This window comes from Paenibacillus xylanexedens (genome assembly GCF_007676705.1).
In the GTDB taxonomy this organism is placed as follows: domain Bacteria; phylum Bacillota; class Bacilli; order Paenibacillales; family Paenibacillaceae; genus Paenibacillus; species Paenibacillus xylanexedens_C.
The window spans coordinates 224,869-237,297 of sequence record NZ_VEBF01000006.1; the positions used below are offsets into that span (position 1 = coordinate 224,869).

General features: G+C 44.3%; 8 protein-coding genes. 5 read left to right on the top strand and 3 right to left on the bottom strand.

The genetic code is table 11. The annotated features are described in order from the left end of the window. Nucleotide 1 precedes the first annotated feature (1 nt). Entirely contained in the window at nucleotides 2-5,566 is a 5,565-nt protein-coding gene (locus FS628_RS25200; protein ID WP_145325704.1) for a type I polyketide synthase, read from the bottom strand. 437 nt (nucleotides 5,567-6,003) lie between these two features. Between FS628_RS25200 and FS628_RS25205 the strand changes: the two genes are divergently transcribed. The 3 genes from FS628_RS25205 (at nucleotide 6,004) to FS628_RS25215 (ending at nucleotide 8,472) form a co-directional block, all read left to right on the top strand. Next, nucleotides 6,004-6,831 (top strand): aldo/keto reductase, encoded by an 828-nt coding sequence (locus tag FS628_RS25205; protein WP_124118025.1) that lies wholly within the window; start codon nucleotides 6,004-6,006, stop codon nucleotides 6,829-6,831. A 274-nt stretch (nucleotides 6,832-7,105) separates the two neighbouring features. Next, the gene (locus tag FS628_RS25210; RefSeq protein WP_145325705.1) at nucleotides 7,106-7,624 is read left to right on the top strand and encodes a sigma-70 family RNA polymerase sigma factor; all 519 of its coding nucleotides are present in this window, start codon (nucleotides 7,106-7,108) and stop codon (nucleotides 7,622-7,624) included. Beyond that, entirely contained in the window at nucleotides 7,621-8,472 is an 852-nt protein-coding gene (locus FS628_RS25215; RefSeq protein WP_145325706.1) for a DUF4179 domain-containing protein, read from the top strand. Before FS628_RS25210 ends, FS628_RS25215 begins: the two co-directional genes overlap by 4 nt. A gap of 150 nt (nucleotides 8,473-8,622) precedes the next feature. Here the strand turns inward: FS628_RS25215 and FS628_RS25220 are convergent, their stop codons facing one another. Beyond that, nucleotides 8,623-9,084, bottom strand: a complete 462-nt coding sequence (locus FS628_RS25220; RefSeq protein WP_145325707.1) for a cupin domain-containing protein — start codon at nucleotides 9,082-9,084, stop codon at nucleotides 8,623-8,625. Between the two features lie 256 nt (nucleotides 9,085-9,340). Between FS628_RS25220 and FS628_RS25225 the strand changes: the two genes are divergently transcribed. Together FS628_RS25225 and FS628_RS25230 are read left to right on the top strand one after the other, a co-directional pair. After that, nucleotides 9,341-10,192: a helix-turn-helix transcriptional regulator gene (locus tag FS628_RS25225; RefSeq protein ID WP_145325708.1), complete on the top strand. Its 852-nt coding sequence runs from the start codon at nucleotides 9,341-9,343 to the stop codon at nucleotides 10,190-10,192. Between the two features lie 38 nt (nucleotides 10,193-10,230). After that, the gene (locus tag FS628_RS25230; protein WP_145325709.1) at nucleotides 10,231-10,662 is read left to right on the top strand and encodes a DUF6678 family protein; all 432 of its coding nucleotides are present in this window, start codon (nucleotides 10,231-10,233) and stop codon (nucleotides 10,660-10,662) included. A gap of 17 nt (nucleotides 10,663-10,679) precedes the next feature. Here FS628_RS25230 and FS628_RS25235 read toward each other — a convergent pair whose 3' ends face one another. Beyond that, entirely contained in the window at nucleotides 10,680-12,293 is a 1,614-nt protein-coding gene (locus FS628_RS25235) for a glycoside hydrolase family 28 protein (protein WP_145325710.1), read from the bottom strand. Nucleotides 12,294-12,429 lie beyond the last annotated feature (136 nt).

The following is a 12,429-nucleotide window of genomic DNA, read 5'->3' on the forward strand; positions in this document are numbered from 1 at the left end:
CTTATTCACTCCCAGCTGCAATTTCGCTAAGCATTTCATTTAACATATCTTCAGGCAAATCCTCCATCTCGGACAAGAGATCCTCTACAGTTTGATCAAGTTTATCACCTTGCTTTTCAACCAGCATCGCCATAATGCTAATGGCCAAATCTTCGGCCGTTACTCCGCGTAAAAGGTCAACCACTGCGACACTAACCTGTAGCCCTGATTCGATAACTCCCTTCAGTTCCATAGCCATCATTGAATCCAGACCGAAAGAGTTAAGTGGAGAAGCCGCCTTCATATTGGATCGATTCATTCGAAGTACAGTACTTGAAACATCCAATAGATAGGATACAAGCAAATCCATTCTTTCTTCTGCTTTCTCAACAGACATTAACTGATGGACAAAATCCCCTGTACGTGCATCTTCAGATCCTGCTTGAACCTGCAATGCTCTATGTCTGGATACAAGTGATGCAATCAATGGCGGTACATTGCCCAGAGGGTAATTCTTATCCGCGACTTTCGGCCAATCCGCACCTAGCACGGTAAATTGGGCTCTAGTCTGACACAGAACATGGTTAAGGGCGTCAAGCCCCTGAGTATTTGTCATCGCAAATAATCCTCGTGTGTCAAAAAAGTTTAGTAAATCCAATTGTGTTGCCATACCTGATTCAAGCCAAGGGCCCCAGTTGATACTTAATCCATGCATCCCTCTTGCTCTGCGATAGTGCGCAAGGGCATCTAGGAATGCATTGCCCGCGCTATAGTTAGCTTGTCCACTCATAACGACTACAGATGCGACCGAAGAAAATAAAATAAAGAAGTCAAGTGGATCATCCTTAAATTGTTCATGTAAGTTCCACCCTCCTAATACCTTAGGACGAAGCACATTAATGAAATCCTGTTGATCCATCTGATAAAGCAATTGAGGTCTTGCCACTCCAGCAGCATGAATCACACCACGAATTGCTGGCCAACCCGCATCATTGTATTCTTTAATTGCACGTTCAATTTCTTCTTTATTACATACATCAGCCACAGCAAAATGAATTGTCGCACCCAGCTTCTCCAATTCTTTTACAGCGTAAATTCGTCTTCCCTGTAAAGAATCAGGATCAATGTCTTTCCATTCTTTACGTTCCGGAAATTTCCCTCTCCCCATGAGGATCAAACGACGAGCCCCATGCTCAATCATCCATTTAGATGTCAGCAACCCCAATCCACCAAAACCACCGGTGATAAGGTAACCTACATCGCCACGGAATTTGGCGGGAATGGAACTATTCAATTCAATATCTTCTTGCAAACGAAGGATATACCGCTCTCCCTGCCTAAAAGCAATGTGGTCTTCTCCATCCGTATTCCATATTTCTTCAAACATACTTGATGAATTTTCTTCAGCAGAGGAATCATTATCCAAATCGATAATTCCGCCCCATTGATCCATATGCTCCTGATGACCGATTGCTTTAGCTAGTCCCCAAACAGGAGATTGAGAGATCTGACTCAGTGGAGTTGTATTTGCGATTTGCTGCGCTCCTTTGGTCACTACCCATAAGCGAATCTTGTCTTGCAAACGGGTTTGGGTTATAGCTTGTATCAAATAGAGTATACCGATGCTGCCTAATCGCTCTGCCTCGTTCAAGGCATCCGAGTTTATCATGCTATCCTCGGGAATATCTAATGCCCAGTTGTACAATATCCCTTTTATTGGCTTTCCTTCAGATACTACACTTTGAAGCAAACTAACAAAATCTTCAGATCTGGATGGATTTACGATGAAGTTCTCACTGTTACTCTCATACGTTGAACCAGAAGATACACGATAACAGTATTCGCCTTGTTCCTCTAACTTTTGAGTAACTAAAGAACCAATAGATTGCTTATCAGACAATACAATCCATGCACCTTGTTGTTCTGTATGATTAACAGGCGCATAATCAATTGGATTATGTCTTGATTCCAAACTCCACTGAGTCTCATAAATACTTTGAGGTATCTTCACAGAGTTCGAAACAGCATCATCCTTCAATGACATTGCCTCGCATCCTAAAATTTCCATAATTGTGTTACCTTCAGAATCCATAAGGAAAATATCACCTTTAAGCAGTGTTTCACTCTTTTCAGTAAGGGATGCATAGATCCACATATCAGCTTTTAACGGTGCGTGAAGAGCACCTTTGGAAACTCGAACTGGCATGTAAACTGAAGAATCTTCATCTTCTTGCTGGAAAGGTAGTGCGGCAGCAAGAACCTGGAAGCATTGATCCAGTACAGCAGGATGGATCTGAAATTGTCCTATTTCGGAATGTATCTGATCAGGCACCAAAATTTGAGCAAGTGCACATTGCTCCCCTTGCCACAGTCTTTCAATCCCTTGAAATCTCTCTCCATACTCTAGTCCAAACTTTCTAAACTGCAGGTAGCATTTTTCTTTGGCAATTTCTAACACGCATTGTTTCTGCAAACTTTCAAGATCGTGACTTCGTCTATCTGTTCCCGAATCTGTTCGAATTGAACCTGTTGCATGCAAAGTCCACCCTTCGGATGATCCCAACCTCTGACTATATACCTCAATTTGTGAAGTTTGCTCAACATAAATCAGTCTGATTTTGACTATTTCTGACGAAGACAAAAACAGTGCTTTTCTGAATTTAACGTCTTCTCCATAGATATAGCTTGTATCACCAAACAACTCCTTGGCAGCAGCCAACATCATCTCTACATAAGCTGCCCCTGGATAGACGACAGTTCCCTGAATCTGATGATCTTCGAGAAACGGAGAACACCATAAGTCCAGTTCGTTCTCCCAAGTTGGATCAGGTGTATTTAGTCTTCTTCCCAATAAAGTATGTGGAGGGCTAATAACTCTTTCATTTTCCGAAATTGATGATTCCTGCCAATAACGCTCCCTTTGCCAAGGATAGGCCGGCATGGAAATTATTTCTTTTGATTCGGAGTATATTGTAGACCAATTCACGTTATAACCTTTAACATATAATGCACCTAACGAATTAATTAATGTACGGCTGTCTTGTGCCTTTCGACGTAAAGATGTGAACGTCTCACCTTTAGAATTGTGGAGACTCAGACATTCTGTTAAAGAACTTGCCAATACAGGATGAGGACCAATTTCTACAAAATTAAAGATTCCCGACTTAATCATATTTCCCGCAGCTTCTGCAAAAAGAACGGATTCTCTTACGTTCTTCCACCAATATTGCGTTGTGAAATCTCCTTCGCTCATTAATTTACCAGTAACTGTGGAATACAACGGCGTGTGCCCCACAAGAACATTTATTTCTTTCAATCCACTAATTAGATCGTATTCCAAAGGGTCCATATAGTGACTGTGATAGGGGACGTTAACATGTAGATATTTATAAAAGATCTTTTTGTTGTCCAATGACTGAATAACTTCCTCCAATGCTTCTGGAGTCCCTGCTAGCGTTACCGAACTGGGGCTATTAATTGCTGCTATGGAGATATGATCAATATCATGGATCGCAATCTTTGCTTCCTCAAGGGATAGACCAACAGCTGCCATCCGCCCGGTGCCAGTTGTTCTTTGCTGAAGGTGGCTTCGGTAATAAACAACTTTAATAGCATCCTCCAGACTAAGTACACCTGCACAATATGCGGCAGCCACTTCACCAGCACTATGCCCTACGATCGCATCTGGTTCAATACCCCATGCCTTCCAGCGCTCTACAAGGCCAATCTGTAATAGAAAGTTAGCAGGTTGAGAGACTTCTGTATCTTCCATGCGTGAATCCATTTCGTCCGCATTCATTGCGTCGATCAATGACCACCCCGATAATTTCATGAACAGTTCATCACATCGCTCAGCGACTTTCTTAAACACCACATCTTCTTTCAATAACTCTCTTCCCATAGCCCACCACTGTGGTCCCATACCTGTAAAGACAAAGGCTAATGGTTGCCTATATTTTCCATGAGAAACCGCCGAGCTAATTCCTTCTCCAAACTCGCCTTTCAAAAACTGATCAATTTTCACATTCAGATCATCAACGGAGACAGCGGAGATGGACAATCTGTAATCGTGATGATTCTTTTTGAGAGCCAAACCGTATCCTATCTGTTGAAGACTATGTGAAGAGTTCGCGAATTGATGTCTAATAGCAAGCGCCAAATCCTTAAGTGCAGCATCACTACGTGCGGAGATTACGACGGGATAGACCAAATTCTCTTGTGTCGGATATTCCTTGTCCCTATTCTGTGCACGCTCCGTATCTTGTGACAGGCAAATATACTCCTGCAAAATAACATGAGCATTAGTCCCACCAAAACCAAAAGAATTAACACTTGCCATGGCTGGTTCATTTTCTATAGTCGGCCACTCGGTAAGTTTTGTTGGAATTATTATTCCCAGGCTTTCTAGATCAATATCCTTGTTTGGATTCTCAAAGTGTAAATGTGCAGGAATCTGTTGGTTTTTAAGACAAAGGACTGCTTTTATCAATCCAGCTATACCAGCCGCAGCTTCTGTATGTCCGATGTTTGTTTTGACTGATCCTATATAACATTCTTCACCTTTCGCCTGATTTCCAAAAATGCTTCCAAGGGCATTTGCTTCAATCGGATCTCCGACTGGAGTCCCTGTCCCGTGAGCTTCAACGTATTTCACTTGCTGTGGGTTAATACCATTTCTATTGTAAACCTCTTGAATCAACTGCTTCTGTGATTCGCCCCTTGGCACAGTAATACCTGGTGTGTTGCCATCCTGGTTAATACCCGTGCCTCGAATTACAGCATGAATAGGGTCTCCATCTTGAATGGCTTTGGACAAGGGCTTAAGTAATACAACTCCTGCACCTTCCCCCCGAACATAACCATTAGCTCTTGAATCAAATGCTCTGGAACGCCCATCTGGTGACAACATTCCCGCCTTTGATTCAGCGATGTAATATTCAGGTTTTACAATTACATTTACTCCTCCTGCAAACGCCATTGAGCTTTCACCGTTCCAGATACTCTGACATGCAAGATGTACAGCAACAAGTGAAGAAGAACAAGCAGTATCGACTGTTAGGCTGGGACCGCGAAAATCATAGACATAGGAAATTCTATTTGCTAACAATGTCATCATTGCTCCAGTAGCTGAATGTGCATCAACAAGGTGTCTGTTGGATTCGGAAAACTGTAATAGTTTGTAATCCAATGTAAAAGCACCCATAAATACACCTATATTAGTACCCGCCATTTTTTCCTGAACCTGCAGGCCATCCTCCATTGCTTCCCAACAAATTTCCAGCAACAATCTTTGCTGTGGATCCATCAGTGCTGCTTCTCTTGGAGAAATACCAAAGAAAGTAGCATCAAAATGATCTACTCTATCTAAAAACCCACCCCATTTGGATTGTGTCTTACCCATATTTTCTTTATTGGGATTATAGTATGTATTGGCATTCCAACGATCCCTAGGCACTTCAGTAATAGCATCAACTTGGTCTACTAAAAGATTCCAGTATGAATCAGTAGAATTTACCCCACCCGGATAGCGACACCCCACACCAATGATCGCAATCGGCTCATTCTTATGTTCGGTAGAATTACTCATATCACTTACCTCCGTTGTTATATGAAAATTAAAGTAAATCACGAAATAATATAATCATTATGTAATTACTATAAAAATAACATTTTAAGGCACTTTTCCAGTCCTTTCACGATCATTCCTTTCTCTTAACCCTGTTGGTATTAGCCATATCCTTAACCATCCTCTCGGAAACACAAAGAGGACAATATAGGTTATATATACTAAATAGAATATATCATAGTATTTTAGAATTATAAACCATTTTATTGTAAATAGTTACTATAGTTTAAATATCTAGTTCCAAACTACTGTTTATATTATTTTTAACATAAATAATATGTATATCCACCTGTATATTAGTTTGTACAATACACCTTTTAAACAATTCGACCCACAAATAATAGGGTACTATCTATATAAAGGAAATGAAAGATCAATAAGAGGAGGAGTTTCGGACCATGAAACACGTGCAGGACACAACCACGCTCTATAACGGAGTCAAAATGCCATGGCTGGGTTTTGGGGTATTCAAAGTTAAAGACGGAGACGAAGTCGTTCATGCTGTCAAAACAGCCATTCAAGCTGGTTATCGCAGCATCGACACAGCCAAAGCGTATAACAACGAAACAGGTGTCGCTCAGGGTATTCGTGAATCTGGAGTAGCTCGTGAGGATCTGTTCATTACCACTAAAGTATGGAATAGCGATCAGGGATATGAATCCACGCTAGCTGCCTTCGAAGCCAGCATGGAACGACTCGAACTGGAGTACCTGGATCTCTATCTTATCCACTGGCCGGTTAAGGGCAAGTACAAAGATACATGGCGAGCGCTGGAGAAACTCCATAAAGAAGGACGCATCCGCGCGATCGGTGTGAGCAATTTCCAGATTCACCATCTGGAAGACTTGATGATCGATGCCACCATCAAACCTGCAGTCAATCAGGTGGAGCTTCACCCACTATTGATTCAGTCAGAGCTTCGTGAGTACTGCAACAAACATCAGATTCAGATCGAAGCCTGGTCTCCGCTCGGACAAGGTCATCTGATGGATCATCCGTTGCTGAAGGATATCGCCGCCAAATACAGCAAGTCCCCCGCACAAGTGATTCTGCGCTGGGATCTGCAGAACGGCATCGTGACCATACCAAAATCCGTCACGCCTGAGCGTATTCGCGCGAATGCCGATCTCTACGATTTTGAGTTAACTTCGGAAGAAGTAGAGCAGATTAACGGCCTGAACGAGAACAAACGCTTTGGTTCTGATCCAGACAACTTTAACTTCTAATATAAGCAGATTAATTCGATTACACCCGCCTTCGATCTTAGAAGAGCGGGTGTTTTGATATGTGATGTTATAGGCAAACTATTCGTTGTTAAGAATGGAGGCGAGGCTCGTTATCCTATTCAGGGCCGAAAGAAAAAAGTTTTTTTGACCGTTTAGAACTATTTCTTCTCCTCATCAGTCTAACGAGTGTCAAACGAACTCAAGCACTTATATAGAATCCAGGCCTGGAACAAGCGGTGACTTGAATATTTAGGTTGATCAGGGGGGATCAGGAGTGATTAGACTGAACCATAGAAAGACAAAAGAAGAAGAGTTCAGCGAAAAAATAACAGTGATTCAAAATAAATTATATCGACTGGCGTACTGCTATGTTAAAAATGAACAAGAAGCGCTGGATATCGTATCCGAAGCGGTCTATAAAGGGTTCATCGCTTATGGAAAGATGGAGTCCATGACTTATTTTGATTCCTGGATGTCACGAATTGTGATTAACACAGCGATAGATCATATTCGACGCAACCAGCGAGTGACCTATATGGAGGATCATGTGCAGGAGTTTGTGGCTCCAGAGCGAGGGGCGTCGCTGGAAGAAAAAATGGATCTATATGACGCACTGGACCGGCTTATCCCCAAGGAAAGAGCCTATATTATATTAAAATTCTTTGGTAATATGCGTTTCCGGGAGATCGCTGAAGTGCTCTCCCTGTCGGAGAATACCGTTAAGTCAAAATTCTATCGGATTATCAACAAATTAAAAATGGATTTAATTGAAGGAGAGGTTGGAGATCTATGACAGGTAAAGAACGTTACGAAAACATTGAAATTCCAGCTCAACTTACAGATGTTATTCGTCAAGCCCAGCAAAAGGCTGCCGCTCGCAAAAGCTCCTCCCGTATCATTCGCTACGCTTCCATTCTGGCAGCATGTGCCGCTTTTCTGTTCATAGTCAACATTCCTACTGTCGCAAACGCCATGGTCAAAATACCTGTGGTCGGAACGATTGTTCAGGTACTTCAATTCGGCGATGGCGGCAAGATTACCGATGGAGTAACCGTGGGATCGGAAGCAACCGAAAATACGCTTAAAATCAATTTTAGTACCGACGAGCAAGATCAGACTAATGATGCACCCCATTATAATGTGGTACACAAAAAAGCACCTAATCGTATCCTCTTCACTTTTAGCGGTGCACGTTACATGGATATAGAGAAAGTCAAAGCCGACTTCATGACCCAGCCTTTAGTGAAAGATGTTTATGGTTCTATGATTTTAGACGACTCTTCCGTCGGATTCGTAGTTGTACTAAAAGAAGGGGTACAGTATGCCGTAACGGAATTCAAGAACCCTGGATACCTGGAAGTGAAACTGACTTCCGACGGCAAACCGGTCACACCTTGGAAGGTATACTCTCTCCGCACAGAATCAATGCCTTTTGGAGAATCGATGGGTATAATTAAAGAATCCTATCCGGATGAGTACATCTCTTTCCTCAAAACGTCCACTGGTGAGTTTACAGCAGTTATTGGAGAATATCTTACCGCTGAAGAAGCTGAACAGAAGCTCAAAGAACTCGCTCAGCAACCGGATTATCATGAGGAGTTTTATGTGGACAGTTGGATGAGTAACGAGAATCCCAAGTGATCCGTCATAGCCAAAAGTGATGCTGATTCAAAAGGGAATCTACATCCCTGAACTGGGCATAGACCTCAGCTTACTTAATCCGCTCGATCCAAAAAAATCCCGATTCGGATGCACTGAGCATCTCCGATCGGGATTTTCACATATTAAAACCTATTCGCTTTTGGATACCAGTTTGAAATCATCAAAGTGGAAACCTGGCGCTACCACGCATGTTACCAGCACAGGCTCATCACCCAGCGGGCGTGCAGTTTGCCATACGCCGGCAGGAACGAGCACCTGTGGCGATTGTCCCGCAGCAATATCCATACCCAGGATGAGAATTTCCTCATTCTCCGGGTTCTCCCCGTTGCCACCCAGCTTCAGTTCGATGGGACTGCCGCTGTGCCACAGCCAAAGTTCATCCGATAGAACCGTATGCCACTCGGAGATTTCATGTGCATGCAGCAGGAAATACGTGGAACTAGCCGAGAATCTTGGGCCGGAGTACGCATCCGGCAGAACGGATTGTGGAATCTGATACGATGCCTTCCATTCTTCCTTATACCAACCGCCTTCAACGTGAGGCTGCATATTAAGCGCAGCAACCAATGGCGATAATTCATGTGTCGTCATAACCAGTTTCCTTCCTTCCAAATCATATTGGAGACACTCCTTATCCAGAGTTTCGCCTCACTCTCCCTACTCTAAAACATCATTCAGGTTTTGTCACCTTGACAGCACACATGAGCCATGCAGATTCGTTCTCCCGATATTCATCCATAAGATTAAAGAAATATGAACCCTCTAATGACAGCGTTTACAAAAAGATGGATTTTCCGTTATGATATGGATATCGCTGTTAATCCTTGAAGCAGAGAGGAGCTGTACCATGAGTCTTATAGAGGATCGGATTGGACCCAAATATCGAATCGGTGAACATGCATTTACCATTGAACATATGCGCAGACATGACGGAAACGGTATGTCACAGCCTCACGCTCATCCATTCTACGAATTGTATTACCTGCTCGAAGGAGAACGAGTCTATTCCATGAATGGTCAGATTCTGTCCGCTCGCAAGGGTGATTTCATTCTGATCAATCCTCATGATGTACATACGACCTCCAAAGGAAGCATTCCCGGCTTTGAACGAATTCTAATCGGTTTTTCGCCTGCGTTTGCAACGGGGATGGAGCTCGGCATATGTGGTCTGCTGCCATTCGATTGTTCCAGACTGCTTCGTCTGCCCGAGGCAGAACAACCCGAGATGGAGCGCATATTGTGGCAGATGCTACAAGAATGCAAAGAACGCCGCCCTCATTATGAGATTGCGGTACGAAGTCTGCTTGCCCAACTCTTGATCCGTATTCATCGGGTAGAGGAGGTCATCCGGCAATCATGCCCTGGTCCATTGCATCCGATGCAGGACAAAATCAGTGAAATTGTCACTTATGTGAATAGCAACTATACGGAACCACTCACTCTGGAGGGTGCAGCTAATCGTTTTTATATCAGCCCATCCTATCTGAGCCGTATGTTCAGCCGATTTACCGGATTTCGGTTCAGCGAATACTTGCGTGTTGTCCGGGTCCGAGAGGCACAGCGAAGACTGCTTTCCACACAAGAGCGTGTACAAATGATCGCAGAAAAGGTAGGATTCGAGCATACGGCTCATTTTAACAAAACATTCAAACAGGTCACCGGTACAACGCCTTTGCGCTATCGCAAGGAATACCGGTAGATCATCCGATATCCATAGCAGAGAAAGAAGCGATCTCCATGCCCATGAATGCCAATCTGCACAAGCAAAAAGTCATGAAAGAAGTTCAGCTCAGACACTTGGTCTCCAGCATGAACAATACCAAATGGATCGCATTACTGGATGCCATCTATGATGAGTTGCCCTTCTGTCCGCCTTTTCAAATTAAAACCGTATTAGAACAAGGACCCTATCCAGAAACATTCGAGGAGGAGGTCACCTATCTCGGGGACTGGCTGAGTCTTCAGCCGGCATTTTATAACGTAGAATGGGTTCGGGTGAAACCACGAATGATCAAGCCCATTGGGCGATATGTAGAACCAGAGGTACTGGATATAGAAGCCGAGTGGGTAGCCTTGCTCCAGAGATTACGTATTCCTTATATCGTGAAGCACCACGATTACTGGATATATGGCTACGCCACTGCGACTGAATTTGACCAACTTGTATAAACCTTATTATATAGCTTTTACCTGCGAATGATCACGCCACTTCGTACCTCAGGACCAACAGAGATCTGGCGACCTTCGGTGTCTGCATCACCTTCTCGGCAGACAATGCCTGCGGATTCGTGTCCTGTCACCATCAGAAGTCGGCCATCCGCACCCTTGCCCTGAATGCTCTCTAACTCTGCCCCTTTGCACTGGTGCAAATGAATCAGCGGACCTTCGGTGATCTGCGCCTGCAATTCAGCGATATGCAGATGTTTCGCATGAGCACATTGGACACCACTGCGGGCTTGTACGCTGTAGCGCTGAATGATCACGCCATCCAAAGGCAATTCCGGCAATCCACTCACGAGCAACGCTGTGTCGGCACCGGCACAGACCACATCCGATATACGAATATCACGGAACACCGGAGTTTCTTCGCTAATCTCCTGAGACAAGTCACTGCCCCGGGCAGACCCTTCCTGATTCGCATAGAAGAAGGAAAACGAGATCGCTTCCATAATGATATCTTTCATATAGATGCGCTCAATCTGAATATCCTCAACTACCCCGCCGCGCCCACGTGCGCTTTTGAAGCGAAGTCCAATGTCTGTTCCGATAAACGTACAATCCGATACTCGTACATGCCGCACGCCACCGGACATTTCACTGCCAATGACAAACCCGCCATGACCGTGATACACGGTGCAATCCCGAATGGTGATGTACTCCGAAGGAAGACCCAGTTCACGACCTTCAGCATCTTTGCCTGATTTTAGACAGATCGCATCATCACCAACATCGAATACACTTTGTTCCACCACCACATGACGGCAGGATTCAATGTCCAGCCCATCTCCATTCTGTGAGAACCACGGATTCCGTACACTCACATTACGAATGGTGATATGCTCGGATGCCCAAGGATGGAGATTCCATGCAGGCGAATTCTGGAACGTTGGACCGTCCAGCAATACCCTTTTGCATCTCCGTAAACTGACCATGTTGGGGCGCAAAAAGTCTCTTACCTCTTCATAGGATGCCACATCACGTACCTGCTCCTGATGCAAACGATTTGCAATGGTGCCACCTTCAAGTGCAGCTGTGGTAGGCCACCAGATCTCTTCATCTCCACTGGATTGCTCAACAACACCACCCGAAGCCACCAATCGGTTCCACTGTGAAGTGGTCATTTTCGAACGTTTCACTGGTCGCCAAGCTTCACCGCCACCATCCCATATCCCCTTGCCGGTAATCGCAATATCCTCCAGTTGATCACCATCAATCGGAGATTGGCAACGAACAGCCTGCCAGCCCTCAAAGCTCGACGCAATTAATGGGTATTGATCAAAATCTCGACTGAACGTAACTAACGCCCCGGCTTCCACGTGTAACTCGATTCGGCTGCGCAGTGCAATTGGACCTGTTAGCCATACCCCGGCAGGAATCACAATTCTGCCACCTCCTGCTTCGGCACACGCCGCGATGGCAAGCCGAAACATTTCTGTGTTATCCGTTACACCATCTCCAACAGCTCCATAGTCTGTAAGCTGAAAATCCTGAGCAGGAATGACAGGCAAATCGGCTTCATAAGCTCGAACATCGGACTGGGCACTTGCTCCTGTCGATAATGGGGAGTGATATATATTCATCGTGCAGAATCATCCTCTCTACCTGTAATGGAATTGTTATGGGATCCATACATCGCTTTTACTTTCCTTACTTATGTTCAAACGGATGCTCTCTCGCTCCATCATATCAACGGCGTGATGTGCAGGGTTGAGCTTT